The sequence below is a fragment of the Pseudomonas sp. BN417 genome (assembly GCF_029871205.1).
Taxonomy (GTDB): Bacteria; Pseudomonadota; Gammaproteobacteria; order Pseudomonadales; family Pseudomonadaceae; genus Metapseudomonas.
In genome coordinates, this window is record NZ_SSOJ01000139.1 from 112,103 (window position 1) to 137,450 (window position 25,348).

Below are 25,348 nucleotides of genomic sequence, written 5' to 3' on the forward strand. Positions count from 1 at the left end.
GTCAGGCGCTCCGCCCACCCCCACTGAACACCAGCACCAACCCCGCCAGTAGCCCGCCCATCCCGGCCAGGCCCAGCGGCGCCAGGGTGTTGCCGAGGAAGAGGTAATCCATCCCCGCCGTTACCACCGGCACCAGGTAGAACAGGCTGGTGACATTCACCAGGTTGCCCGCCTGCATCAGCTTGTAGAGCAGCAACTGCGCCACCACCGAAATCACCAGCGCCAGCCACAGCAGGGGAATGGCGAAGTCCAGCGTGGTCTCGAAGTGGAAGGGCTTGTAGGGCACCAGCAGCAGGCAGGCCAGCAGGCTGGCGCCGTACTGCAGGGGCAGGAGCTGCATGGGCGACTGCTTGAGGCTTTTCTGCAGGATGGCTCCCAGGGTCATGCTGCCCAGGGAAGCAAAGCCATACACCAGCCCGAGGACGGAAACCCTTGCCTGGTCGATGCTCTGCCACACCAGCAGTACCAGGCCGCCCAGAGCCAGGCCCAGGCCCAGCAGGCGCGCCAGGGGATAGCGCCGTTCCAGCAGCACTAGGGTGAGGATGGGCTGCACCCCGAGCAGTGCGGCGAGCACACCGGGGGTGATGCCGTTGTCCAGCGCCAGCAGGTAGCAGATGGTGTAGCCGCCAATCAGCAGCAGGCCGATGCCTGCCACCTTCAGCCGGCTGCCGCGCTCCGGCGTCAATTACCGTTCGGGGGCACGGCGAGGCTGGAGCAGATGTAGGTTGGACCACGCTTTACCGGTCCACCTTTCGAGGCTCGGCCGGACTCCGAATGGTGGAAAAGAAAAGCGATTTCCACCCTACGGCGGAGTGAGATCGCCCCCCATCTTCGGTATCGTGCATGACCATGACTGACTCCTGCTGGCAAGGGGCACTCTGGCTGGCCCGCGACTTCTGCCTGATCGTCGGGGCCAGTGGAGCTACCCGCCCCCACGCCCACTATGCCCACCAGGCCCTGCTGGCCCTGGATGAGCCCCTGCGCCTGCTGGTGGATGGGCAGCCGGTGAGTGGGCGTGTGGTGCTGGTCGAGTCGATGCGTACGCATGCGCTGGAAGACGCCAGCCAGCCCATGGTGGCGGTCTACGCCGAGCCGTTGGCATTCAGCCTCGATAGCCTGCGTGCTGCGCTTGATCAGGCCGGACCGGATCTTCAGGGGCTGGCCGACTGTCTGCGAGCCGCCCCCAGGCAGGCGCTGGACCCGCGCATAGCCAGGGCGCTCCAGGCCGTGGACCAGTTGCTGGCGGAAAAGGTCAGCGCCGCTACCCTGGCGCGAACGGCCTGCCTTTCCCTCAGCCAGCTCGAGCGGTTGTTCGGCGAACAGGTCGGCCTTTCAGTGCGGCGGCTTGTGCTCTGGCGCCGGCTGCGCCTCGCCGTGGCGTTGGCCATGGCCGGGGAGCCGCTGACCCACGCGGCCCATGCGGCGGGGTTCGCCGACGCCGCCCACTTTTCGCGGACGGTGCGCAGCACGTTTGGCGTGCGCGCCGACCGCACCTTCGGCAATCTGCAGCTAAGGCTGTTGGAGTAGCGATTCCGGTGCCGTCGGGCATGGCATCACCGGGCCTTGTGGCCGGAAGGGGGCGGCCAACTGGGCCAGGTAGCCGCCGGGGTAGTCGGGTCGGCTGCCGATGCCGAGGTCGTCGCTGCCCATGCGGTAATGCGGGTGGTAAAAGGACGTCCCGAGCAGCCTGTCCCAGAAACTGAAGAACAGGGCGAAGTTCACGTCCCCCGCCCGGCCGTACTTCATGTGATGGAAGCGGTGCACGGGAGCCCAGGCGAAGAGGTGGCGCAATCCACCGATGCGCATATCGACATTGCTGTGCTGGAGCAGGAGTTGGATGGCGATGGCGAAGGCCAGCAGGGAGGCGACCTGTTCCGATATGCCGAGAATCAGCAGCGGGGCTGTGCCTGCCAGGGCTTCAAGGGTCTGGTGGAGCGGATGTTTCATCAGGCCGTTGAAACCGTACATCCGCCGCACACTGTGATGCACCGCATGCAGGCGCCAGAGCAGTGGCAGGCGGTGACTGAGCCGGTGCATGAGCGTCAGTCCCAGATCCGCTACCGAAACCGCCATCAGCAACTGCAGCCACAGGGGCCAGTCATCCGGCCACATCCCCGGGATCGGGAGCAGCGCCGCCGTGAATGGAATGACCAGCAGGCCGAGGCTGCTCAGCCCTTCATTGACGGCTGCGTGGAGGGCGTCCCGCCGGCGGTCGCGATGGTCCCGGTTCCATGCCGGGCAATAGGGCAACCAGGCTTCGGCCAGGAAGGAGAGGGCGATCGCAAACGCGAGCAGCGCCAGCAGCCATCCGGGCTGCTGCGGATACCCACTGCTCAGCCATAGCGCGAGCGCGATGAAGCCGAAGAAAAAGGTCGGGGCATAGAGTCGGGATATGAGAATACGCATGGGGCACTCCTGATAGAGGGTGCCCCAGCATCGGTTCGTTGCCGCGTGCGGGCTTGAAGAAACGGCGCAAAGAATAGCCCGTGTGGCCCTGAGCTGCGTCTGAACAGGGCTTCGGGCCGTATTACTCGTCGCCGCCCGGCAGCTCCAACTCGGCCAGCGCATCCGGCTGGTTCTTGAAGGCGCGGGCGAAGGTGTCGCGGTGCTTGGCCATGAAGATGCCGATGTCTTCCACCTGCTGTTCGCTCAGGGACGGCACCGCCTTGTGCAGGACCTCGGCCAGGGACTCGGCCAGTTCGAGCATCTTGTCGTAACGATCGGCTTCGGCCTTATCCATGAACAGGCGCTCCGGATCGCGGCTGCTGCGGTACACCACTTCGACGGCCATTCATCACCCCTCACCTTTGGTCAATTGGTTTGAAAATACTGGATGCGCATACAGTATCTGGAATGATGGCAAATGAAAATATCCCGTAGGAAGTTTCCAACTGCCTACCTTCAGCGATCGTTGCGGATCGGACCGTATTCCGCTGGCACCCAAGCATAGCCCTTGCCTTCGCTGCGCACGTGGCCGAGGCCGGGGAAGGGCAGATGGGCCCCGGCGTGGCGAGCGTGCAGCGGGCGGCCCATGTCGAAGCTCCTTTTCGGGACGACCGGTGTTTATGCGGGTTGCACATCGGCCTTGTCCAGTACGCAGCTTTTCCTGCCTGACGCACCCACGGGAAAGGGCTGCGACAACCTGCCTCGTGGCGCCGAGACCGTTGCGGCCCCCATCCTGCATCACCCCAATGTCACCTTGTCCCGTCAAGATCGGGATCGTCGTACCGAGGAGCTTTATCGTGAAGATCAACTGGGCTGAAGAGTTGCGCGAAAACGTGCATGGCCTGGCCGAATCGCTGGGAAACCTGCTGGTGGAAAGTTTCCACTACCTGGCGCTGTTCGCCATCGGCGGGATCACCGCCTGGGCTGCGGTGGTGGCTTTTCTGGGGATGGTGGAGAAGGGGCACATCACGGTCGATGACATCCTCCTGCTGTTCATCTATCTCGAACTGGGTGCCATGGTCGGCATCTACTTCAAGACCAACCACATGCCGGTGCGCTTCCTGATCTACGTGGCGATCACGGCGCTGACGCGCCTGCTGATCTCCGACGTGTCGCACCATCACCGGCCGGACATGGGCGTGGTCTTCGTCTCCGGCGCGATCCTGCTGCTGGCCCTGGCGATACTCGTGGTGCGCTTCGCGTCCTCGCGTTTCCCTTCGGTGCAGAGCGAATCCTCGCCGCGCCGGCAGCGCTTGCGGCGTCAGGTCGAGGTCGAAGAGGAGGCCTGACCCGACGCACCGGATGCGGGCATCAACTGCCCGCTATCTGTGCGGCGTTGACGCGTCCGGTGCGCACCGGGGCGACATGGCCGCCGGTCATGGAGGTGAGCATCTCGCCCACCTTGTGCCCGTTCTCGATGGCGATCCCCAGGCGAATGCTCTCGATCACCCGCTGCAACCGCACCGGGTCATTGCGCTGGGCTGGGCTGATCATGCGCCGCACGGCCACGCCGTGCTCGTTGGTCAGGGTCAGCATGATGTTGCCGTCCAGCCGTTCCAGGCTGAGGTTGACCCGGTATTCGGCCTGGAAGGCGTCGGTCAGAATCTGGAAGGGGTTGTACATGGCCTGTCACCTGGTTGATCGAGCGATGAGTCGATGGACTGCCAGGAAGGCTGCAAAGTTCGAACCGCAATGACCGGCGGCGCGGCCGGAAATCGACAAGGTGTCGCATATGGCTGGGAGCAGGCCGCGTCAGCGCTATTGATACAAATTACCTGTTGCAATAAAAACGCGTATGTAAATAATTCTCAAGTTTGTTTCCGAACTATCTGGTCACTCTGGCCGTGGCGGGATCCAGTCCGGTCGGCACGCCCGCGGCCAGGGTCGCCCTCGACGAAGGTAGCAACGTGAGTAAAGCCAAGACCTCCACGCGCGGGGAGGTGACCGCGCGGGTGTTGGCGGCGATCCTCGGCGGATACGCGACGGCCTATGCGGCCACCGCATTCCTGTCCGTCTATCTGCCGCTGGTGCGCAGTGAAAGGGTGGTATTCGCCAGCCTGGCCTGCTTCGCCGTCTACACGATCGCCATCGTTTATGCCTTCGCAGCGCGCTCGGCCCTGTGCGCCTGGCTGGTGCTGGTGGGAGTGACCGTTCTGATGGCCCTCGCGGCCTACCTGCCAACCGACTTCGGAGTACGCCCATGAGCCTGCGGCAATCCATGGCAGGGCTGCATACCTGGGGCGGGCTGCTGCCGTCCTGGCTGCTCTTCGTCATCTTCTTCGCCGGCAGCATCGCCTGCTTCGACAAGGAACTGGAACGCTGGATGCGCCCGGCGCTGCATGAACCCTCCAGCCACACCCAGACCCTGGACCAGGTTCGCGAGGCCATGCTGGCCAAGGCGCCGGACGCGCATGCCATCTGGATTCGCCCGCCGAGCGAACGCGAGCCGTTCTACTTGGCAGGCTATGAACCGGCCGACGAGAGCGAGTTCGTGCGCTTCGCCCTGGACCCGGCCACCGGCGAGCCCATGCCGGAAACCGTCGGCGGGCTGTTCTTCTTCACCCTGCACTACGACCTCAACGCCGGCATGATCGGTATGTACATAGTGGCGATCGCCGCCATGTTCATGCTGGTGGCGCTGGTCAGCGGCATCATCATCCACCGCCGCCTCTTCAAGGACTTCTTCACCCTGCGCCCGGACGCCAACGGCCAGCGCGCCTGGCTGGACGCCCACAACCTGTTCGGCGTGGTGGGGCTGCCCTTCCACCTGGTCATCGCCTACACGGGCCTGGCCATCTTCGTGACCTTCTACATGCCCGCCGGCATCCAGCTGGCCTACAAGGGCGATGCCGAAGCCTTCTTCAACGACACCATGGGCGCCTACCACCGCGAGGGGGTGAAGCGCCCGGCGCCGGCGACTGCCTCGCTCGACAGCCTGCTGGCCGACGCCCACCGTCGCTGGGGAGGTTCGGAGACGGGCTGGATCAGCGTGCACCATCCGGGTGACGCCGCGGCTGTGGTGGACATCCGTCGCTACGACCGCTCGGGCATCGTCGACTTCCAGTGGACGATGTCATACGACGCCGCCAGTGGCGAGCTGCTCCATGAACAGAAGCCGTACAGCGCTGGCTACAACAGCTACGCCTGGCTGACCAACCTGCATATGGCGCAGTTCGGTGGACAGATCGTCCGCGCGCTCTACCTGCTGCTTGGCCTGATGGGCTGCGCCATGCTGGTGGCCGGTCTGCAGGTCTGGCTGCGCAAGCGCGAGGCGCGCAGTAGCCGTGGCATCGGCCTGGTCCGTGCACTCAACGGCGCGGTGATCGGTGGCCTGCCCATCGCCAGCCTGGGCCTGCTCTATGGCAACCGCCTGCTGTCGGCCGGTATGGCCGAGCGTGCCAGCGCGGAAAGCTGGGTCTTCGTCGGCGTCTGGCTGCTGGTGGCGGTCTGGGCCATCCTGCGCCGCAATAGTGGCAAGGTCGCTCGCGACGTGCTCGCCACCGTTGCCGTCCTGGCTGTCGGCCTGCCGCTGCTGAACGCTATGGTCACTCCCCAGGGCAGCCTGCTGGCGACCCTCGGCCGTGGCGATTGGGACATGGCCGGCATCGACTTGGTGCTGCTCGCCTCCGGAGCCCTATGCGGCTTGCTGGCCTGGCGCCGCTCCCTGCCGCAGGCGGAGAAGACCGTGCGGGTCCGCCGCCGCCTGTTGGAGGAGAGCGCCTGATGCTGGTCCTGAGTTTTGCCTTCTGCTACCTGGCCATGACTGGCCTGGCTCTGGCCATGTCGCGCCAGCACAAGCTGGTCCTGAATGGCGCTCCCAGTGAAAGCCGCAGCCGCCTGCTGCGGGGCGGTGCAGGGCTAGCCATGGTCCTTGCACTGGTTCTCATCATCGCTGAGCTGGGTGGGGAAATCGGCGGCGTGATCTGGCTGCTGCAACTGATGCTCGCCGGCCTCCTGCTGGTCGTCCTGCTGGCCTGGAAAACTCGCTGGGTCGTGCCGCTGGTGGCGCTGCTGCCGGTGGGCGGGGGCCTGCTGGCGCTGGTGGGATGAATCGACAAGGGCAGGTCGGAAGACCTGCCCTTCGAGCTTCTGCGGCAGTACATTGCCGTCCGACTGGAGCCGCTTCCCGTTCGCATCGCCGGGCGTACACTGGTGCTGGCGGTGAGCCAGTCGTCACCGTCAGGAGGTGTTCCATGCGATCCACGCTGCCCCTCGTCGTACTGGCCCTGGTGATCCTTTCCCCGACGGTGCTGGCATCCACCACCGAGGTCAGCTTCACCAATCCCGAGAAGTTCAGCGACGCGCGCCTGAACCGTGATTATGGGCGCGGGGCGGATGACTTCGTGCTCAAGGACCTCAAGGCCCATATCGAGAAACTGGGCAAGCGCTACCTGCAGCCCGGGCAGAGCCTCAAGGTGGACATCCTCGATATCGACCTGGCCGGCCGGTACGAACCCTGGCGGATCAACTTTCAGGACGTGCGCTTCATGCGCGAGGTGACCTGGCCGCGGATCAAGCTGCACTACAGCCTGGAACAGGACGGCAAGACCCTGGTCAGCCGTGATGTCACGGTGATCGACCAGTCCTACCTGCAACACGGCAACTACTACTTCAGCAACGACCGCCTGCGGTACGAGAAGACCATGCTGGACGACTGGTTCCGCTGGAACATCGGTCCGAAGGACAAGACGGTTTCCTATTGAGTGGAATTGCCGGGCAGGCCTGCGGCCTGCTTCGCGAATGAATTCGCCCCCACAGGAAAAGCACTGGACCTTAGGCGCGGGTCACCCGTCTCCCTTCAGGGGAAGGAGGCCAGTCTTATCCGGGACACTCGGCAGAAATCGCCCACCGGAGCCAGATGCAGGGTGCGCCATCTGCACCGACCCTGCACTGCGTCAAACTCCTGGTGCGCACGGCACACCCTAGGGGATCAGTTTCATCCTGCTGCTCCGCCGAGTCGCCACAGGCAAAGCCGGTGACTCATTACCACGTCCCAAAGACGTATATGGACTCCTCCCCAGCGGCAAGCCGTCCAGCAAGCGGTCCAACTCCACCAGGATTGCCAGGATGATGGCGCGTTCCTCCTCGCTCGGCGCCTCGGCTTCCGGTAGCGAGGCCAGGGCCTGGGGTAGGCGCGTTCGATATCCTGGCGGCGGTAGTGGTTGGCCAGCACACGCTTGGCCACCGTGCTGAGGAAGGCGCGGGGCTCGAGGATGGCTGGCTGATCGCGGGCCAGGAGCACATGGAGAAAGATGCTGGGCCAGGTCGGCAGCATTCTGCGGGCAGCCCAGGCGGCGTGGCCAACCGGTCAGCCAACTGTGGTGGTCGCTGTACAACGGGTGCAGGGATTCGGCCGGCGGGGGCGGAGATGCGTCGGCGCCGTGATTCAAGGGCTGGATCCGGAAACAAGTGGGAATGCTTCGCGCTCTATAGTTGCCGGCCGGATTTCAGCAATAATCTGAAATTCGCGATGAAGTCTGCATTCTTAGTGTAGGAAGGCAGGAACCGCGAAAACCGACGTGTGGTCAATTGGTAACAATCCTTGGAGAAACCCCCCATGCTTTCGCGTCCCTGCAACCGTCGTCTGGCTTCCGTCCTGATTGCCAGCCAGTTCGCCTTCCTCGCCCAGATGCCCCTGGCTCAGGCGGCCATGATCGGCACGCCTCAGGCCATGCAGGAGCAACAGCTGCCGCAGCACCAACCCGTCGACCGCGAACAGTTGCGCGCCATGCTCGACGACCAGCAGGTCCAGCAGAAACTCGAATCCCTCGGCGTACCGCGCGAGCAGGTGGAAGCCCGGATCGCCAGCCTGACGCCGGCGGAACTGCAGCAGTTCAACCAGCGCCTGGAGCAGGAACCGGTCGGTGGCTGGGTCGGCATCATCGTGCTGTTCCTGGTGATCTTCATCATCACCGACATGCTCTGCGCCACTGACATCTTCAGCTTCATCAAGTGCATCAACTGATGCGCCCCTGGCTGGCCGTGGTGATCCTGGCCCTGGCCGGTTGCGCGGGGCAGCAACCCATGCTGCCCCCCCAGAGCGACCGCCTGCCGCAGCGGGTGGAGCTCACGCAGACGCCTTTCTATCCGCAGGAAATCTACCAGTGCGGCCCGGCCGCGCTTGCCACCGTGCTGGTGCAGCGTGGGGTGAAAACCTCGCCCGAGGAACTGGCGCCGAAGGTCTACCTGCCGACCCGGCAGGGCAGCCTGAAGCTGGAGCTGGTGGCTGCCGCGCGCCAGCACGGCATGCTGGTCTACCCGCTGGAGCCGAACCTGGACGCGCTGCTGGCCCAGGTAGCGGCGGGCAACCCGGTGCTGGTGATGCAGAACCTTGGCCTGGACTGGCTGCCGCGCTGGCACTTCGCGGTGGTGGTGGGTTTCGACCGGTCCCGGGATGAACTGGTACTGCGTTCCGGCACCGAGAAGCGCTGGATAACCGACCTGCGCAGCTTCGACCGCACCTGGGAGCGGGCCGAACGCTGGGCCGTGGTGACCTTGCCGGCAGAGCATTTGCCGGCCGAGGCGCGCCTGGAACCCTGGATCAAGGCAGCCAGCGACCTGGAGGAAACCTCCCAGCGGCCGGTGGCCGAACGCGCCTACCGCACGGCCGCCGAGCACTGGCCGCAGGAAGCCCTGCCGCTCTTCGCCCTGGCCAACGCGCGCTATGCCGATGGCGACCGCGACGGCGCGGAGCAGGCCCTGCGGGAAAGCCTGAAGCGCAAGCCGGACTACGCCCTGGGCTGGTTCAACCTGTCCGAGGTGCTCAACGAGAAGGGCTGCGCCAGCCAGGCCAGCCAGGCCAGGGCCTGCGCCCGGCAACTGGCGCCCGATGACCCGCGCCTGGCGACTCCTTTGGTAGAAGCTGGCGGGAAGGGACAGTGCGTGGCGTTGCCGATGTGCAGTGCGGGGCGGTAGCACGCTATCGCGAATGAATTCGCTCCTGCAGCGCGGCGCTCGGGCCGTTGGGCTTCGCGTAGCTCAGCCCAACCTACGGGCTGGAGCCGGCCAGGTGTTTGGCAGGAAATCAGACGGGCAGACCTGCGGCCTGCTCAGCGAATGAATTCGACCCCACAGGAAAAGCAGACCTCCCGCCCACAAAAAAGCCCCGCGAATGCGGGGCTTTTTCATCAGGCCGAGGCCTTACAGGCGCAGGCCGCCGTCCAGTTCCAGGATGCGACCGGTGTAGTAGTCGTTCTCCAGGATGTAGGCCACCGAGTGGGCAATTTCCAGCGGCTTGCCCAGGCGCTTGAGCGGGATGCCGGAGGTCATCTTTTCCAGGGCTTCCGGCTTCATGCTGGCGACCATGTCGGTCTCGATGAAGCCCGGCGCCACGCCAGCGACGCGGATGCCGTAGCGCGCCAGCTCCTTGGCCCAGACCACGGTGTCGGCGGCGACGCCGGCCTTGGCCGCGGAGTAGTTGGCCTGGCCCATGTTGCCGGCACGGGAGATGGAGGAGATGTTGATGATCGCGCCCTGGTTATCCAGTTCGATCATCTTGGCCGCGACTTCGCGGGTGCAGAGGAAGACGCCGGTCAGGTTGACGTCGATCACCGACTGCCACTGGGCCAGGCTCATCTTGGTCATTTCGCCGTCCTTGACCTTGATGGTCAGGCCGTCGCGCAGGATGCCGGCGTTGTTCACCAGGCCGTTGATGGCGCCGAAGTCTTCGGCCACCTGGGCGACCATGTGGGTCACCTGCTCTTCGTTGGCCACGTTGCACAGGTAGGCGCGGGCGTCGCCGCCGGCAGCCTTGCAGGCGGCCACGGCCTCATCGAGTTTCTCCTGGTTGAGGTCCACCAGGGCCAGCTTCGCGCCCTTGGCCGCCAGGTACTCACCCATGGCGCGGCCGAGGCCCTGGCAACCACCGGTGATGATGATGACCTTGTCTTTCAGTTGCATGTGATTCCCCTCGAATAACTGTCGCATTGCCCCCGCTGGCGCCGTTAAACCGCTATTCTGGGCGCTCGTCCGTTTTCGACGGATTCTCTGCGAGGAGTCATAAGGTGAGCGTGAAAGCCGCAAAGCATGCACGAGAATTGCTGCTCAAGGAATACCGTGGGGTGCTGTCCACCCATTCCAAGGCCATGCCGGGCTTTCCTTTCGGATCAGTGGTGCCCTATTGCCTGGATGCCGAAGGCCGGCCGCTGATCCTGATCAGCCGCATCGCCCAGCACACCCATAACCTGCAGAAGGACGCGAAATGCTCGCTGCTGGTGGGCGAGCGCGGCGCCGAGGATGTCCAGGCGGCGGGGCGCCTGACCCTGCTGGCCGAAGCCCGGCATATAGAGGGCGAGGCCGAGGTCGAGGCCGCCGCCACCCGCTACTACCGCTATTTCCCCCAGGCGGTGGACTACCACCGTACCCACGACTTCGGCTTCTGGCGCCTGGAGCCGGTACGCGCGCGTTTCATCGGCGGCTTCGGCGCCATCCACTGGGTCGACCAGCTGGTGCTGGCCAATGCCTTCGCCGGTGAGGCGGAAATCGGCATGCTGGAACACATGAACAGCGACCACGCCAATGCCATCGCCCACTATGTGGCGTTGGCCGGGCTGCCCACGGAGCCGACGGCGGAGATGGTCGGGATCGACACTGAAGGCTTCCACCTACGTATTGGTCAGACGCTTCACTGGTTGCCCTTCCCAACATCCTGTAACAACCCAGGTGCGGTCCGTCAGGCCTTGGTACAGCTGGCTCGCGCCGAATCCTGGCCGACCGGCGGAGAGCCCGAGGCTTGAATTGGCGGAAGGCCGGCTTCATGTAGGGGGATATCGGAAGTCGTTCTTCCAGCAAGGAAACCCTGATGCGCGCTTTTCTCTTCCTGTTCCTGCTCTTCCCGCTGATCGAGCTGGCCGTCCTGATCCAGGTCGGCAGCGTGATCGGTGTCCTGCCGACCCTGCTGTTGGTCATCGGCACCGCCGTGCTCGGCAGCGTGCTGTTGCGGGTGGCCGGGGTCGCAACTGCGTGGCGCGCCCGTGAGCGCCTGGCTCGCGGCGAGGTGCCCGAGCAGGAAATGCTCGAGGGCCTGCTGATCGCCGTCGGTGGTGGCCTGCTGCTGCTGCCGGGCTTCATCAGCGATGTGTTCGGCCTGCTCTGCCTGATTCCTTTCACCCGTCGCCTGTTCATCCGCAAGCTGCTCCAGCGTGCCCAGGAACAGGCCATGCGTCAGCGCGCCTTCGCCGATGACCTGGCCGCCCGCAGCGGCCAGACCCGCCCCAACGTGATCGAAGGCGAGTACGAGCGCCGCGACCGATAAAGTGCATATTTTTTTGCGCGTGCCCTTGAAATGCCTCCGGGCGCCCCTATGTATCAGTCACCGCAAGGTTCCTGCCGGATGGCAGGTCTGATTCCAGCGGCGCGCCTGTAGCGCCGCAACCGGCTCCGCCGGAAATTACCAACCCGCCGGTGCCCGCACCGGTAGAAAGAAAAACAGTATTGGGAGAGATCGACAATGAAGCTTCGTCCTCTGCATGACCGCGTCGTCATCCGTCGCAGCGAAGAAGAGACCAAAACCGCTGGCGGCATCGTGCTGCCGGGCTCGGCTGCCGAGAAGCCGAACCGTGGCGAAGTCGTCGCTGTAGGCACCGGTCGCCTGCTGGACAACGGCGAAGTGCGTCCGCTGGCCGTCAAGGTCGGTGACCAGGTGGTGTTCGGCCCCTACTCGGGCAGCAACACCATCAAGGTTGATGGCGAAGAGCTGCTGGTGATGGGCGAGAGCGAAATCCTCGCCGTCGTAGAAGCCTGAGTTCCGCGAATCTCCGTCCAAACACAAAAGAATTGAGGATCAATCAACATGGCTGCTAAAGAAGTCAAATTCGGCGATTCCGCTCGCAAGAAAATGCTGGTCGGTGTGAACGTACTGGCCGACGCCGTCAAGGCCACCCTCGGCCCGAAAGGCCGTAACGTCGTTCTGGACAAGAGCTTCGGCGCTCCGACCATCACCAAGGATGGCGTTTCCGTTGCCAAGGAAATCGAGCTGAAAGACAAGTTCGAGAACATGGGCGCCCAGCTGGTGAAAGACGTTGCCTCCAAGGCCAACGACGCTGCCGGTGACGGCACCACCACCGCTACCGTCCTGGCCCAGGCCATCGTCAACGAAGGCCTGAAGGCCGTTGCCGCCGGCATGAACCCGATGGACCTCAAGCGCGGCATCGACAAGGCCACCGTCGCCATCGTTTCCCAGCTGAAAGAACTGGCCAAGCCTTGCGCCGACACCAAGGCCATCGCCCAGGTAGGCACCATCTCCGCCAACTCCGATGAGTCCATCGGCAACATCATTGCCGAAGCCATGGAAAAAGTCGGCAAGGAAGGCGTGATCACCGTTGAAGAAGGCTCGGGCCTGGAAAACGAACTGTCCGTCGTAGAAGGCATGCAGTTCGACCGCGGCTACCTGTCCCCCTACTTCATCAACAAGCCGGACACCATGGTCGCCGAGCTGGAAAGCCCGCTGATCCTGCTGGTCGACAAGAAGATCTCCAACATCCGCGAAATGCTGCCGGTGCTGGAATCGGTCGCCAAGGCCGGTCGTCCGCTGCTGATCGTCGCCGAGGACGTCGAGGGCGAAGCCCTGGCCACCCTGGTGGTGAACAACATGCGTGGCATCGTCAAGGTCGCGGCCGTCAAGGCTCCGGGCTTCGGCGACCGCCGCAAGGCCATGCTGCAGGACATCGCCATCCTGACTGGCGGCACCGTGATTTCCGAAGAAGTCGGCCTCTCCCTGGAAAGCGCCTCCCTGGAGCACCTGGGTAACGCCAAGCGCGTTGTGCTGAGCAAGGAAAACACCACCATCATCGACGGCGCTGGCGCCCAGGCTGACATCGAAGCCCGCGTTGCCCAGATCCGCAAGCAAGTCGAGGAAACCACCTCCGACTACGACCGCGAGAAGCTGCAAGAGCGCCTGGCCAAGCTGGCTGGCGGTGTTGCCGTGGTCAAGGTTGGTGCCGCGACCGAAGTCGAGATGAAAGAGAAGAAAGCCCGCGTTGAAGACGCCCTGCACGCTACCCGTGCAGCGGTGGAAGAAGGCGTGGTGCCCGGCGGTGGCGTTGCCCTGGTACGCGCTCTGCTGGCCATCGAAGGCCTGAAGGGCGACAACGAAGACCAGAATGTCGGTATCGCCCTGCTGCGTCGCGCTGTCGAAGCGCCGCTGCGCCAGATCGTCGCCAACGCCGGTGACGAGCCGAGCGTGGTGGTCGACAAGATCAAGCAAGGCTCCGGCAACTTCGGCTTCAACGCTGCTACCGGTGAGTACGGCGACATGATCGAGATGGGTATCCTCGATCCGGCCAAGGTCACCCGTTCCGCACTGCAAGCTGCTGCTTCCATCGGCGGCCTGATGGTCACCACCGAGGCCATGGTTGCCGAAGTGGCTGACGACAAGGCTGGCCCGGCTATGCCTGACATGGGCGGCATGGGCGGCATGGGCGGCATGATGTAAGCCACCCGGCCATCCGGTCTGAAGAAGCCCCGCCTTGTGCGGGGCTTTTTCTTGGTCGGAGAAATGTGCGGTCGGGAAGGGATCGGTATGATCGAGCGATACCGCGCCGATCGGAACTCCAGCTAGATTGCCGGTCAAAGGTGCGCTGGCTGGCAACTGGCCGCCAGCTGATTGATGAATAGGGAGTTGAGCCGATGCGGATCCTGCTAGTCGAAGACAACCAAGACATCCTGGCCAACATGATCGATTTCCTCGAACTCAAGGGCTACAGCGTCGACTGCGCGCGTGACGGCCTGTCCGGCCTGCACCTGGCCAGCAGCGAGCACTACGACCTAATCGTGCTGGACATCATGTTGCCGGGACTGGACGGCTACAACCTGTGCCGCCGCCTGCGCGAGGAAGCGCGACGCGACACTCCGGTGATCATGCTCACCGCCCGTGACGCCCTGGACGATCGTCTGCAGGGCTTCAAATCCGGCGCCGACGACTATCTGCTGAAACCCTTCGCCCTCTCCGAACTGGCCGCCCGCATCGAGGCGGTGCTGCGCCGCTCCCAGGGCGGCGGCAAGCGCAGCCTGCAGGTGGCCGACCTCAGTTACGACCTCGACACCCTGGAAGTCAGCCGCGCGGGCAAGCCGCTCAAGCTCAACCCGATCGGTCTCAAGCTGCTCGCCGTGCTGATGCAGAAGAGCCCCCACCTGGTGCGCCGCGAGGTACTGGAAGAGGCCCTCTGGGGCGACGACTGCCCCGACAGCGACAGCCTGCGCAGCCATATCCATCAGTTGCGCCAGGTGATCGACAAGCCATTCGGCAAGCCGTTGCTGCACACCCTGCATGGCCTGGGCTACCGCCTGGCGGAGTCCGTCGATGGAGTTTAAGCAGAGCCTGGCGCGGCGGATCCTGATCGCCTTCGTGCTGATGACCACCCTGGTGGGCGGTACCTTCGCGGTGGGCATCATCGAGGTCGTGCACCTGATCGAGGAGCAACTGATTTCCCATGACCTGAACAACGAGCTGAACCGCGTTCTCACCCAGAACATCGCCAGGGGCCGGCCGCCGAGCCTGGACAGCGATACGCGCTTCTACAGCAGTGCCGGGCCCGTGCCCTACGCCATCCCCGAGAATCTGGCCAACCTGGAACTGGGCTTCCACGAAGTCTTCGAGGGCGAGAACTCCTACCATGCGCTGGTCCGCGAGATCGAAGGCCGCCGCTACGTGATGCTGCAGGACCAGAGCGACTTCGAGGCCCGCGAGCAGGTGCTCTACCAGGTGGTAATGGTCGGCTTCGGCCTCAGCGTGCTGCTCGCCCTGCTGTTGGGCTGGGTACTGGCGCGCAAGGTGATAGAGCCGGTGGTGCGCCTGGCCCGTCAGGTGCGCCACCGCGACCAGTTGCTGGGCATGGCGCCGCCGCTGGCGCCGGACTATGCCGCCGATGAGGTGGGCCAGCTGGCCCGGGCCTTCGACGACACCCTGGGTCGCCTTCACGAGGTGCTCAATCGCGAGCGGCTGTTCACCAGCGATGTCAGCCATGAACTGCGTACCCCGCTCATGGTGTTGGCCAGCTCGTGCGAGCTGCTGGCGGACAACCCCAACCTCGACCCGCGCGGCCGCGCCCAGCTGCAGCGGATCACCCGTGCCACCGAGGAGATGCGCGACCTGGTGCAAACCTTCCTGATGCTCGCGCGCGCCCAACACGACGAAGCCCGCCTGGCGCCCCGGGCGAGCCTGCGCAGCGTGGCCGATGACCTGGCCAGCCAGTGGCGCGAACCCATCGAAAACAAGGGGCTGCGCTTCGAATACCAGCCCGGCGATCCGCATGAACAACACTTCAACGCATCCTTCCTGCGCTCGGTGCTGGGCAACCTGCTTCGCAACGCCCTGCACTACACCGACAGCGGCAGCATCCGCCTGGTGCTGGGGGAGTGCGGCTTCGTGGTGGAGGACAGCGGTGTCGGTATTCCGGAAGAGGAGCGCGAGGCCATGTTCCGTCCCTTCGTCCGTGGCGCGGCGCGACGTGGTGACGGCCTTGGTTTGGGGCTGTCCCTGGTGCAGCGGATCTGCGAAAACCAGGGCTGGACGGTCAGCCTGAGCGCGGTGGAGCCTACCGGCTGCCGCTTCCAGGTGGACCTCAAAGGGCATCGCGACGTTGCGTCTTGACGCTTTTTTCACCTGCGCTTGACCACTTCTTGACCAAGGGACGAGTAGGCTGGGGACTGTCATTCCGGCCCATCGCTGTCCTGAGCGCTGGCTTGGGGAAGCGCGCCGACGACCTCGTTCTGCAACATTTGCCGGCTACCCTCCACCGCCTGCATCCGGGCGGCGGGGGAGGGCGAGCGGTCCGAAATGGCCCCGCCGGAACGGGTGCCGACTGTCGATCAAACGAGCGATTCCGCGCGAGCTGTGGCAGTTTAGGCGCCATTCGTCACTGGATGAGGCGGAACGACAGATACTGATCTAGGGTTATGAAGCAGCGTTTGGCAGCGCTATCAAGGGGTTGCGATCATGAAGTTAGAAGTCACGCGAGCTTTGTTTCTCGTCGGCGCCTTGGGGATAGCATCTTTGGCGGTGGCTGCCTGGCACGAGCCTTCGCCCTCGGTGGTCAGTGCCAACGGGCTGGGCTATTGCCCCTTACCGCCCAACGCCCGGCTGAAAGAGCAGGTACGGCCTGACCAAAACCTGCTGCTGTTCATGTTCGGCCTGTCCCAGGGCTTGCGCGGCCAGGAGTGAGGCAGGATCGAAAGCAAACCCCGCGAAAGCGGGGTTTTTTGTTGGCTCGGAAATGCACGGACTTTTCGTAGGTTGGTGCTGAGCCTGCGAAGCCCAACATTGCCACGCACCGTTCCCGCGCGTTGGGCTTCGCGTAGCTCAGCCACAACCTACAAAAGCATCCGGCCGGCGTCGTCAGCAATAGAAAGCCCCGCGATTGCGGGGCTTTCTTTTTCACGCCTTGGCTCAGTGGCTGGCCGCCACCTGAGCCGCCGGATGCAGGTCCTTCTTAGCCAGCAGCGTATAGACGCAAGGCAGGACGAAGAGGGTGAAGAGCGTGCCGATGGACATGCCGGTGGCGATCACCAGGCCGATGTCGAAGCGGCTGACCGCGCCGGCGCCGGTGGCCAGGATCAGCGGCACCATGCCGAAGACCATGGCCGCGGTGGTCATCAGCACCGGGCGCAGGCGGATGGCTGCGGCTTCTTCCACCGCCTCGCGGGCGGAGAGGCCTTTGTCCCGGCGCAGCTGGTTGGCGAACTCGACGATCAGGATGCCGTGCTTGCTGATCAGGCCGATCAGGGTCACCAGGCCCACCTGGGTGTAGATGTTCATGCTCGACCAGCCGAGGAATAGTGGGATCAGCGCGCCGCAGATGGACAGTGGCACGGTCACGAGGATCACCAGCGGGTCGCGGAAGCTCTCGAACTGCGCCGCCAGCACCAGGAAGATGATCGCCAGCGCCAGGCCGAAGGTGACGTAGAGCGCGCTGCCCTCTTGCACGTACTGGCGCGAGGCGCCGGCGTGGTCGAAGGCGTAGCCGCGCGGGGCTTCCTCGCGGGCGATCTGGGTCACCGTGTCGATGGCCTCTCCCATGCTCACCATGGGAACGCCTTCGATGATCGCCGCATTGAGCTGCTGGAACTGCTTGAGGCGGGTCGGCCGGGCGCTGTCGTGCACGCTGATCAGGCTCGACAGGGGCACCATGGCGCCGCCTTCGCTCTTCACGTAGTAGTTGCTCAGCCAGCCAGGATTGTCGCGGTAGGCACGTTCCACCTGGGCGATCACCTTGTAGCTGCGACCGTCGATGGTGAATCGGTTGATCTCGCCTTCGCCCAGCAGGATGGCCAGGGTCGAGCCCAGGTCTTCCATGGATACGCCCATCTGCGCGGCCTTGGCGCGGTCGATATCCACCACCACTTCCGGCTTGTCGAAGGCCAGGTCGACATTGAGGAAAGCGAACTTGCCGGACTCCAGGGCGCGCTGCTTGATGCGCTCGGTCACCTGCAACAGCGACTCGTAGTCGTTGGGTGTGTTGACCACGAACTGGAAGGGCAGGCCTTCACCGGTACCGGGCAGCGACGGCAGGTTGAAGCCGAAGATCTGCAGGCCGGGGATCTCGTTGAGCTTGCCCTGGACCTCGTGGAGCAGCTCCATCTGGGTGCGCTCGCGCTCGTTCCAGGGTTTCAGCAGGAAGCCGCCGATGCCCGACTGCACGCCGTCGAAGCCGTTGATCTGGAACGACGAGAAGTACTCGGGGAAGGCCTTGAATATCTCGACGAACTGCTGGGTATAGGCGTTCAGGTAGTCCAGGTTGGTCGGCTGCGGGGCCTTGGACATGATGAAGACGATGCCCTGGTCCTCGTCCGGCGCCAACTCGCTCTTGGTGAACTTCAGCAGCACCGGGATCAGGCACAGCACGATCACGGCGAACACCACCACCACCGGGCGGGTGTTGAGGGTGCCGTGCAGGGCGTGTTGGTAGCGCTGCTTGAGGCGTTCGAAGATCAGGTCCAGCCGATGCGCCAGGCCTGTGGGATTCTCGTCGTGGCGCAGCAGCTTGGAGCACATCATCGGCGACAGGGTCAGGGCGACTACGCCGGAGATGATCACCGCGCCCGCCAGGGTCAGGGCGAACTCGCGGAACAGCGCGCCGGTCAGGCCTTCGAGGAAGCCGATGGGCGCATAGACCGCCGCCAGGGTGATGGTCATGGAGACCACCGGCACGGCGATCTCGCGGGCGCCTTCGATGGCCGCGTCGAAGGGCGTCTTGCCCTCTTCGATGTGCCGGTGGATGTTCTCCACGACCACGATGGCGTCGTCCACCACCAGGCCGATGGCGAGCACCATTGCCAGCAGCGTCAGCAGGTTGATGGAGTAGCCCATCAGCTGCATGAAGAAGAGCACGCCGATCATCGACAGCGGGATGGTGATCACCGGGATCAGTACAGAGCGGAAGGCGCCGAGGAAGAGGAACACGACGACGATCACGATCAGCACCGCTTCGCCCAGGGTCTTCACCACCTCGTCGATTGACGCCTGGATGAAGCGGGTGGCGTCATAGGCGATGGACACCTTGAGGTTCGGCGGCAGCTGGGATTCCAGCTCGGGCATGATGGCGCGCACGTGCTTGATCACGTCCAGCGGGTTGGCACTGGGGGTGCCCTTGATGCCGATGTAGACCGAGGGGATGCCATCGAAGGAGCTGATGGAGTCGTAGTTCTCCGCGCCCATTTCCACCCGCGCGATATCCCGCAGCAGCACACGGCTGTCGCCCACCGTCTTGACCGGGATGGCGCCGAAGGCCTCCGGTGACTTCAGGTCGGTGGCGGCGTTGATGCTGGTCACCACGTACTGGCCCTTCACTTCGCCGGCGGCGGAAAGGAAGTTGTACTTGCGCACGGCGTCGCTGACATCGGTGGCGGTGATGCCGTACGCGGCCATGCGCACCGGGTCCATCCAGAGGCGCATGGCGAAGACCTGGTTGCCGAGGATTTCCGCTTCGGCCATGCCCGGCAGGGTGGCCAGCTTGGGCTGGATCACGCGGGACAGGTAGTCGGTGATCTGAGGGTTGGACAACTCGTCGCTGTAGAAACTGATGTACATCAGCGCCGTCGAGTCGGCGGCCTCCTTGGACAGCACCGGGTCCTCGGCGTCCTGGGGCAGCTGGTTCTTCACTTCGTTGGCCTTGGCCAGCAGTTCGGTGAAGAGGCGGTCGGAATTGGCGCCGATGCGTGCGTAGATCTGGATGACCGACATGTTCTGCTGGCTCGACGACGTCATGTAGTCGATGCCTTCGGCACTGGCCAGGCTCTGCTGCAGCGGCTGGGTGATGTAGCCCTGGATGGTCTCGGCGTTGGCGCCCGGGTAGGCGGTGGTCACCGTGATCAGGGCGTTCTCCATCTGCGGGTACTGGCGGATCACCAGCTTGCTGAAGGCCTGCATGCCCAGCAGCACGATCAGCAGGCTGATCACTGTCGCCAGTACCGGGCGACGGATGAAAGGATCTGTGAAAGCCATGTTCCGTTCCTTCGCGCGAGCGCTTATTGCTGGGCGCGGGCTTGGTTGTCCGGCTTGGTGGCCAGGGACTGGTCGGGTACGACGGCGACGTGGGAGCCGTTATCCAGCTTGAGTTGGCCGGAGGTCACCACTCGTTCGCCGGGCTCGAGGCCCTTCTGCACCACTACCTTGCCGTCGCGGCGTTCTCCGGTCTCGACGAAGCGGCGCTCCACCACCAGCTGAGGCTGGCCATCCTGGCCTTTCTCGGGCTGGCCTTCGGCGTTCTTCTTCTCGGAGACCACGTACACCGAGTTGCCGTAGAGGGTGTAGGTGATGGCGCTCTCCGGCACCACCACTCGCTCCTGCTCGCCCGGCAGCAGTACGTCGAGGTTGGCGAACATGCCTGGCAGGAGCTTGCCGTCAGGGTTCTGCAGCATGGCGCGCACCTGCAGGTTGCGGGTGCTTTCCTCGACCTTGGGGTTCAGCGCAGCGACGTCGCCCTCGAAGAACTCGCCCGGGAAGGCGGCGACGCTGATGCGCACCTTCTGCCCGACGGCCAGCAGGGGAGCGGATTGCTCGGGCAGGAAGAAGTCGACGAACAGGGTGTTCAGGTCCTGCAGGGTGGCGATGGTGGTGCCGGAAGAGAGGAAGTCGCCCACGTCCACCTGGCGGATGCCGATGGTGCCGGAGAAGGGCGCGACGATGCGCTTCTTGTCCAGCAGGGCCTTGAGCTGGGCGACCTTGCCGGTGGCGGCCTGGAGTTCCGAGGCCAGGCGGTCGAATTCGCTCTTGGAGATGTTCTGCCGGCTCACCAGGCTGCGGCCGCGCTCGAACTCGACGCGCGCCAGGCTCAACTCGGCCTCGGCAGTGGCCAGGGTGGCGCGTTCCACGTCGCTGTCCATCTGGATCAGCGGCTGGCCCAGCTTGATCTTCTCGCCGGAAAGGAACAGCACGTCCTGGACGGTGCCGCTGGCTTCCACGGTCAGGTCGACGCCCTGGAAGGCCTTCAGTGTGCCGATGGCGGGCAGGCGGCTCTGCCAGGGCAGTTCGACGGCCTTCTCGGCGGAGACGCTGATGGGCGGCTGAGGCGCAGAGAACTGCTGGATCTGCTGGTAGATCGAGAAGCCTTTATAGGCGGCTAGGGCGAGCACCACGAGGATAACCACGCCCAGCATGATGAGCATGCGGCGGAGCAACATATTCCGGTTCCTTGGCAGGGATAGAGAGGCCTGGGAATAGGCGAGGGAAGCACCTTAGTACCAGACTTAGACCAAGTCAAAGGCAAGAAATTGCAGAACGTTGCTTCCGGGGATGTAGTCAGTTTTGGCTGGTGCTGATCACCGAAGATCAAGTCAGTTCGTGACGGTTCGCTATGTAGGATCCCGGCCTTTCCTGATCAATGGGCCAGGAGTGTGCGGCACTTCCTTGTGCCGTTTTTGCATCAGGCGTGGAGGCGCGCCGTCAGCTGCTTGAGGTCGCCGGACAGGCCGTGCAGGTGCTGGCTGGTGCCGTGGGTGCGCTGCACGTTTTGTTCGTTGGTGCTGGCGATGGCGGTGATCTCGGCGAGGTTGCGCGAGATGCCGCTGGAGAGAAAGTGGAAACAGCCGAGGGTGATCAGCAGGAGCAGCAATAGGCTGCCACCGAGGAGGGTGAGGATCTGGCCCCGCAGCGAGCATCGCAAAGAGATGGTGTTGCGACTCCAGGAGAAGGGAAGGAGATGCTGGCTCTCCACCAGGTGAAAGTTGCAGTTTCGTGATGGGCGGACTGCGCTGGTGGACAGAAAAGCGCTGTCCACCCTAGGGACGCGGGGGCCTCGGTGCCTTTGTAGAGTGGGCGTTGCTACTTCCCGGTATCAGGCCAGGTGCAGGTGGTTGTCCCAGAAGCTCGCCGGCAGCTGCAGCGGGGTGGCGGTGAACTGCTCTCCACGGCAATCGTAGAGGCGGCAGCGGCCCTGGCCTGAGGTGACCACGAAACCGTCCTTCACCGCACCGACGCCGGCACAGTCCGGCAGCGGCGCGTCCAGGCGCACGGCGCCGCTGTCCAGGTCCCAGATGAAGAAGCGATTACCGCGCGGCGCGGTCAGGGCCACCAGGCGCAGCTCGTCGTGGATGGCGACGCTGGCGGTGTACTGGGTCATTGCCAGGCGCTGCTCGTCTTCCATCGGGAACGGCTGGAAGGGTTTGCCCGGCCGCTTGATGGCGAGCAGGTCGGCGTGGTCGCTGGCCTCACCCATGTACTGCTGGCCGGCGACAATGGTGCCGTCGGCGCCCACCGCCAGGTGGCGGATGCTGTTCATCTGCTGCGGCAGGGTTTCCTTCGACAGCAGGCTGCCATCGCGGCGCATCAGCACCAGGCTCGGCTCCATGGCGTCGAGGTTCATTTCCACCCGGCTTTCCGCTTCGGTGCGGATACCGCCGTTGGCCACCACCAGGGTTTCGCCGTCGGGCATCCACGAGACCTGGTGCGGACCCAGGCCGTGGGTGGAAATCTCCCCGGCATGGCTCAGCAGGCCGTTCTCGTAGCGGTAGCGACCGAGCACGCCACGGCCGGGGTCGGTAGTGTCGTTCTCGGTGGCGTAGAGCCACTCCCCCTCGCGGTGGAACACGCCGTGGCCATAGAAGTGACGGCCGGGCTGCGACGTGAGCGTCTGCAGCAGGCGGCCATCACGCAGGTCCACCAGGTAGCTTTCGGTGCCCGGACGGCGGGCGACGAAGAGCGCCACCGGTTCGCCGGGGTGCTCGACTATGTCATGGCAGCGCTGGGCGACCCGGGTGGCGAACACCTGGCTGCCGTCCAGGCGATAGCCCACGGCATGGTGATGGCCGTCGGCATCGTCGCGAGCGGAAAGCAACAGGGGCGAGCTGTCGCCCCTGCGGCTGAGGGTCCAGCCGCCCAGGCCGACGGCGCCGAGCAGCAGGCTGGCGAGGGTGAGGACCTGGCGACGGAGCATCTCAGTCACCGTCGTTGGCGTTGAAGCCGAGCTGCACGCCGAGGGCCTTGGCCAGCTCGCCGGAATGCAGGCGTTGGACGCGATCCAGGCTGTCGTAGAAGTCGTTCAGCTGTTGCTGGCCTTCTTCGCTGGCCAGCAGCTTGCCCAGAGGCTGCCCGAGGGCGTCGAGCTTGCCGCGGGATTCGGCGTAGGCCGCGTCGATCTTCTCGGCCAGGGCTTTCTGGTCATCGCCCAGCAGGCTGCGGATACCGTGCTGGTCGACGCCTTTCCACAGGCTTTCGGCACTGGCCAGGCTGGCGCCCAGGCTGTCCAGGGACGAGTCGCTGCGCCAGCCGTCCGCCTGCATCGGCTGCGGCAGGCTCTTGGTCTGGCGGCCCATGGGGGTGCCGAGCTTTTTCTTCAGGGTGTCGAGGGCGGTGACCTGGACCCGCAGCAGTTCGGAGATGGCCTCGTGGGAGTCGGCATAGCGCTGGTTGGGGAACTTGCTCAGTTGGTCGAGCATGCCGTCCTTGCTGTTCCAGCGCGCGAGGATTTCCTCGGCCAGGCCCTTCTGGCGCTCGCCGATGGCCTCCAACAGCGGGCAGTAGCGGGCCTTCTGGGCGCTGTCGGCCATGTCCAGGTTGCTGTCGAAGAGGATGTATTCGTAGGCGGAGAGACCCTGCACGACCACGCTGGCCTTGGCCAGGGCGGCGGCGTCGACCTGGGGCTGGGCCTTGATCAGCTGCTCCACTTGGCGCCCGACCAGGTTCTTCTTGTCCGGCCAGAACTGCACCTGCCAGGCGCGGTTGCCTTCGGCCAGAGGGCCGACCATCAGCGGCTGCAACTCGGCCCAGGCTTTCTGCGCGTTGATGAAATCGGCGCGCGCCTTGGCCAGGTCTTCCTTGCCGGAGCAGAAGGCGAGCGCGCTGCTGGCCAACTGGCGGTCCGCTTCGACCCAGCGGCTGTAGGTCGGCAGTATCACCTGCTTGGCCAGGGCGGCGGCGGTCTGCGCCTGCGGGTCCTGCGGGGCGCAGGCGCCCAGGGCCAGGGCGGCGAGGCTGGTGAACAGCAGTTTCGGGCGGAACATGCGGAGCTCCTTACAAGGAATTCAGGAAGGCCAGCAGCGCGGCACGCTGCTGGGCGTCGTATTTCAGGACCTTCAGCTTCGCCGCCTCCGCTTCGCCGCCGTGCCAGAGGATGGCTTCCAGCAGGTCGCGCGCGCGGCCGTCGTGGAGGAACTGGGTATGACCGTTCACCGCCTGGGTCAGGCCGATGCCCCAGAGCGGCGGGGTACGCCAGTCGCGGCCGCCGGCCTGGAACTCGGCGCGGCCGTCGGCAAGACCCTCGCCCATGTCATGGAGCAGCAGGTCGCTGTAGGGGCGGATCACCTGATTGGCCAATTCGGGTTCTGCGGCATCCATCGCGGTGGTGAAACTGGGGGTATGGCAAGACTGGCAGCCGGCCTGGTGGAACAGGCCCTTGCCTTCCAGCACCTGCGGGTCTTCCACCTGGCGCCGGGCTGGCACGGCCAGGTTGCGGGTGTAGAAGAGCACCAGGGACAGGATGTTGTCGCTGACTTCCGGTTCGCCGCCATGCACCGCGGCCTTGCAGACGGTCTGCGTCGCCGTGCAATCGTCCCGGGTCAGGTGCGTGGTGGTCAGGCCCATATCACCAGAGAAGGCGTGAAAATTCTGTTGATTCAGGTTCGGCTGGCCAGCCTTCCAACCGAAGCGGCCAAGCACCGTCTTGCCGGCGACATCGTCCCAGACCCAGTTGGCACGGCCACGGATGCCGTCGCCATTGGCGTCGTCCGGGTCGGCATTGGCCAGCAGGGCGGCCTCGGGAATGGCTTCCAGCAGGCCGAGGCCGATCATGGGCGGGGCGATGCGGGCGGAGAACAGGGTGTCCGGGTGCATCTGGCCATAGCCGAGCTGGCTGATTTCCAGGCGCGGCTTGCGCAGCTCGACCCTGGTGCCATCGGCGAAAGTCACCGGCACCGACTGGTAACTGACTCGTACCTTGCCTTCGGGCGCGACGCCGGGGATGGAAACGTCCTGCAGCTGGCCGCCGTAGACCGGCTCCGGCACCACGCCCAGGCGCTCCAGCAGGCGCGCATGCACGGCCGAGGCGTCGGCGGGGATCGACAGGCGCACCAGCATGGACACGGCATTGTTCGCCCCAGGTGCCGGCGGATGGCCGCGGCCATCCTTCACGTGGCAGTTCTGGCAGGCGTTGGTGTTGAACAGCGGGCCCAGGCCATCGCGTGCGGTGGTGGTGGCGGGGGCGATCACCCAGGGGTTGCGGAAGAAGCTGTTGCCGACGCTGAAATCCAGCCGGCGCATTGGCGTGAGGTTGGCCGAGGGCATGGAAAAGGCGTTCTGGTCGAACTGGCGTACGGTCGCCGCGCCGCCGGACAGGTGCTCGCCGGGTTCGGCCTGGGTGAACCGCGGCGCGTCGTCACAGGCGCTGAGGCCGAGGGCCAGCAGCAGGGGCGACAGGCGGCGAATGGCCGGTGGAGCGTGCATTGGCGGGTTCCGGACGGCTGGAAACAGGCGGGC

At 64.9% G+C, this 25,348-nt stretch carries 27 protein-coding genes and 1 pseudogene; 15 read left to right on the forward strand and 13 right to left on the reverse strand.

Annotated features, from left to right (window positions below; all coding sequences use genetic code 11):
- Nucleotide 1 precedes the first annotated feature (1 nt).
- Nucleotides 2-685, reverse strand: a complete 684-nt coding sequence (locus E8F11_RS18680; RefSeq protein ID WP_280290333.1) for a DMT family transporter — start codon at nt 683-685, stop codon at nt 2-4.
- Nucleotides 686-849: 164 nt separating this feature from the next.
- Between E8F11_RS18680 and E8F11_RS18685 the strand changes: the two genes are divergently transcribed.
- Nucleotides 850-1,527 carry a helix-turn-helix domain-containing protein gene (locus E8F11_RS18685; protein ID WP_280290335.1) on the forward strand — a complete coding sequence of 226 codons (678 nt, stop codon included), beginning with the start codon at nt 850-852 and terminating at the stop codon, nt 1,525-1,527.
- Here the strand turns inward: E8F11_RS18685 and E8F11_RS18690 are convergent.
- From E8F11_RS18690 to E8F11_RS18700, 3 genes are all read right to left on the reverse strand, one after another.
- On the reverse strand, nt 1,510-2,406 hold the full coding sequence (locus E8F11_RS18690) for a sterol desaturase family protein (protein WP_280290336.1): 897 nt from the start codon (nt 2,404-2,406) through the stop codon (nt 1,510-1,512). The genes E8F11_RS18685 and E8F11_RS18690 overlap by 18 nt on opposite strands.
- Before the next feature lie 121 nt (nt 2,407-2,527).
- Complete coding sequence (locus E8F11_RS18695; protein ID WP_280290337.1) at nt 2,528-2,791, reverse strand: YebG family protein; 264 nt, start codon at nt 2,789-2,791, stop codon at nt 2,528-2,530.
- 110 nt (nt 2,792-2,901) lie between these two features.
- Nucleotides 2,902-3,033, reverse strand: coding sequence for a hypothetical protein (locus tag E8F11_RS18700; RefSeq protein WP_280290338.1), 132 nt, complete (start codon nt 3,031-3,033; stop codon nt 2,902-2,904).
- Between the two features lie 209 nt (nt 3,034-3,242).
- Here E8F11_RS18700 and E8F11_RS18705 point away from each other — a divergent pair, with 209 nt between their 5' ends.
- Nucleotides 3,243-3,734: a phosphate-starvation-inducible PsiE family protein gene (locus tag E8F11_RS18705; protein WP_280290339.1), complete on the forward strand. Its 492-nt coding sequence runs from the start codon at nt 3,243-3,245 to the stop codon at nt 3,732-3,734.
- Nucleotides 3,735-3,756: 22 nt separating this feature from the next.
- On the opposite strand, the gene E8F11_RS18710 is transcribed toward E8F11_RS18705, so the two are convergent.
- Entirely contained in the window at nt 3,757-4,068 is a 312-nt protein-coding gene (locus E8F11_RS18710; RefSeq protein ID WP_280290340.1) for a DUF3509 domain-containing protein, read from the reverse strand.
- Between the two features lie 284 nt (nt 4,069-4,352).
- Here E8F11_RS18710 and E8F11_RS18715 point away from each other — a divergent pair, with 284 nt between their 5' ends.
- From E8F11_RS18715 to E8F11_RS18730, 4 genes are all read left to right on the forward strand, one after another.
- The gene (locus tag E8F11_RS18715) at nt 4,353-4,649 is read left to right on the forward strand and encodes a DUF3649 domain-containing protein (protein WP_280290341.1); all 297 of its coding nucleotides are present in this window, start codon (nt 4,353-4,355) and stop codon (nt 4,647-4,649) included.
- Nucleotides 4,646-6,169 (forward strand): PepSY-associated TM helix domain-containing protein, encoded by a 1,524-nt coding sequence (locus E8F11_RS18720; RefSeq protein ID WP_280290343.1) that lies wholly within the window; start codon nt 4,646-4,648, stop codon nt 6,167-6,169. The genes E8F11_RS18715 and E8F11_RS18720 overlap by 4 nt, the downstream gene beginning before the upstream one ends.
- Complete coding sequence (locus tag E8F11_RS18725) at nt 6,169-6,495, forward strand: DUF3325 domain-containing protein (protein ID WP_280290344.1); 327 nt, start codon at nt 6,169-6,171, stop codon at nt 6,493-6,495. Before E8F11_RS18720 ends, E8F11_RS18725 begins: the two co-directional genes overlap by 1 nt.
- A 143-nt stretch (nt 6,496-6,638) precedes the next feature.
- Nucleotides 6,639-7,148, forward strand: a complete 510-nt coding sequence (locus E8F11_RS18730; protein WP_280290345.1) for a DUF3016 domain-containing protein — start codon at nt 6,639-6,641, stop codon at nt 7,146-7,148.
- A 318-nt stretch (nt 7,149-7,466) separates the two neighbouring features.
- Here the strand turns inward: E8F11_RS18730 and E8F11_RS18735 are convergent.
- Nucleotides 7,467-7,835: pseudogene (locus E8F11_RS18735) on the reverse strand (sigma factor); the annotation flags it as partial.
- A gap of 167 nt (nt 7,836-8,002) precedes the next feature.
- Between E8F11_RS18735 and E8F11_RS18740 the strand changes: the two are divergent.
- On the forward strand, nt 8,003-8,410 hold the full coding sequence (locus E8F11_RS18740) for a PA2779 family protein (RefSeq protein ID WP_280290346.1): 408 nt from the start codon (nt 8,003-8,005) through the stop codon (nt 8,408-8,410).
- Complete coding sequence (locus E8F11_RS18745) at nt 8,410-9,360, forward strand: PA2778 family cysteine peptidase (protein WP_280290347.1); 951 nt, start codon at nt 8,410-8,412, stop codon at nt 9,358-9,360. Before E8F11_RS18740 ends, E8F11_RS18745 begins: the two co-directional genes overlap by 1 nt.
- Before the next feature lie 225 nt (nt 9,361-9,585).
- Here E8F11_RS18745 and E8F11_RS18750 read toward each other — a convergent pair whose 3' ends face one another.
- Entirely contained in the window at nt 9,586-10,344 is a 759-nt protein-coding gene (locus E8F11_RS18750) for an SDR family oxidoreductase (protein WP_280290348.1), read from the reverse strand.
- Between the two features lie 104 nt (nt 10,345-10,448).
- Here E8F11_RS18750 and E8F11_RS18755 point away from each other — a divergent pair, with 104 nt between their 5' ends.
- The 7 genes from E8F11_RS18755 to E8F11_RS18785 all read left to right on the forward strand — a co-directional run bounded on the left by E8F11_RS18755 (nt 10,449) and on the right by E8F11_RS18785 (nt 16,603).
- Nucleotides 10,449-11,180, forward strand: a complete 732-nt coding sequence (locus E8F11_RS18755) for a HugZ family protein (RefSeq protein WP_280290349.1) — start codon at nt 10,449-10,451, stop codon at nt 11,178-11,180.
- A 65-nt stretch (nt 11,181-11,245) separates the two neighbouring features.
- Nucleotides 11,246-11,698, forward strand: a complete 453-nt coding sequence (locus E8F11_RS18760) for an FxsA family protein (RefSeq protein ID WP_280290350.1) — start codon at nt 11,246-11,248, stop codon at nt 11,696-11,698.
- 195 nt (nt 11,699-11,893) lie between these two features.
- A complete protein-coding gene (locus E8F11_RS18765; protein WP_028628402.1) occupies nt 11,894-12,187 on the forward strand; it encodes a co-chaperone GroES in 294 nt (97 codons plus the stop codon).
- Between the two features lie 48 nt (nt 12,188-12,235).
- The gene (gene groL / locus E8F11_RS18770) at nt 12,236-13,876 is read left to right on the forward strand and encodes a chaperonin GroEL (RefSeq protein WP_280290351.1); all 1,641 of its coding nucleotides are present in this window, start codon (nt 12,236-12,238) and stop codon (nt 13,874-13,876) included.
- A 194-nt stretch (nt 13,877-14,070) separates the two neighbouring features.
- Nucleotides 14,071-14,754 (forward strand): response regulator transcription factor, encoded by a 684-nt coding sequence (locus E8F11_RS18775; RefSeq protein ID WP_280290352.1) that lies wholly within the window; start codon nt 14,071-14,073, stop codon nt 14,752-14,754.
- Entirely contained in the window at nt 14,744-16,033 is a 1,290-nt protein-coding gene (locus E8F11_RS18780) for a HAMP domain-containing sensor histidine kinase (protein WP_280290353.1), read from the forward strand. Before E8F11_RS18775 ends, E8F11_RS18780 begins: the two co-directional genes overlap by 11 nt.
- Before the next feature lie 345 nt (nt 16,034-16,378).
- Nucleotides 16,379-16,603, forward strand: coding sequence for a hypothetical protein (locus E8F11_RS18785; RefSeq protein ID WP_280290354.1), 225 nt, complete (start codon nt 16,379-16,381; stop codon nt 16,601-16,603).
- 225 nt (nt 16,604-16,828) lie between these two features.
- Here the strand turns inward: E8F11_RS18785 and E8F11_RS18790 are convergent, their stop codons facing one another.
- From E8F11_RS18790 to E8F11_RS18815, 6 genes are all read right to left on the reverse strand, one after another.
- Nucleotides 16,829-19,882 carry a multidrug efflux RND transporter permease subunit gene (locus E8F11_RS18790; RefSeq protein ID WP_280290355.1) on the reverse strand — a complete coding sequence of 1,018 codons (3,054 nt, stop codon included), beginning with the start codon at nt 19,880-19,882 and terminating at the stop codon, nt 16,829-16,831.
- A 23-nt stretch (nt 19,883-19,905) separates the two neighbouring features.
- Entirely contained in the window at nt 19,906-21,060 is a 1,155-nt protein-coding gene (locus E8F11_RS18795; RefSeq protein WP_280290356.1) for an efflux RND transporter periplasmic adaptor subunit, read from the reverse strand.
- A 242-nt stretch (nt 21,061-21,302) separates the two neighbouring features.
- Nucleotides 21,303-21,593 carry a hypothetical protein gene (locus tag E8F11_RS30195; RefSeq protein ID WP_348529785.1) on the reverse strand — a complete coding sequence of 97 codons (291 nt, stop codon included), beginning with the start codon at nt 21,591-21,593 and terminating at the stop codon, nt 21,303-21,305.
- Nucleotides 21,594-21,713: 120 nt separating this feature from the next.
- A complete protein-coding gene (locus E8F11_RS18805; RefSeq protein WP_280290357.1) occupies nt 21,714-22,811 on the reverse strand; it encodes a DUF1513 domain-containing protein in 1,098 nt (365 codons plus the stop codon).
- A gap of 1 nt (nt 22,812) precedes the next feature.
- Entirely contained in the window at nt 22,813-23,877 is a 1,065-nt protein-coding gene (locus E8F11_RS18810; RefSeq protein ID WP_280290358.1) for an imelysin family protein, read from the reverse strand.
- 10 nt (nt 23,878-23,887) lie between these two features.
- Nucleotides 23,888-25,315: a di-heme oxidoredictase family protein gene (locus E8F11_RS18815; protein WP_280290359.1), complete on the reverse strand. Its 1,428-nt coding sequence runs from the start codon at nt 25,313-25,315 to the stop codon at nt 23,888-23,890.
- Nucleotides 25,316-25,348: the final 33 nt, after the last annotated feature.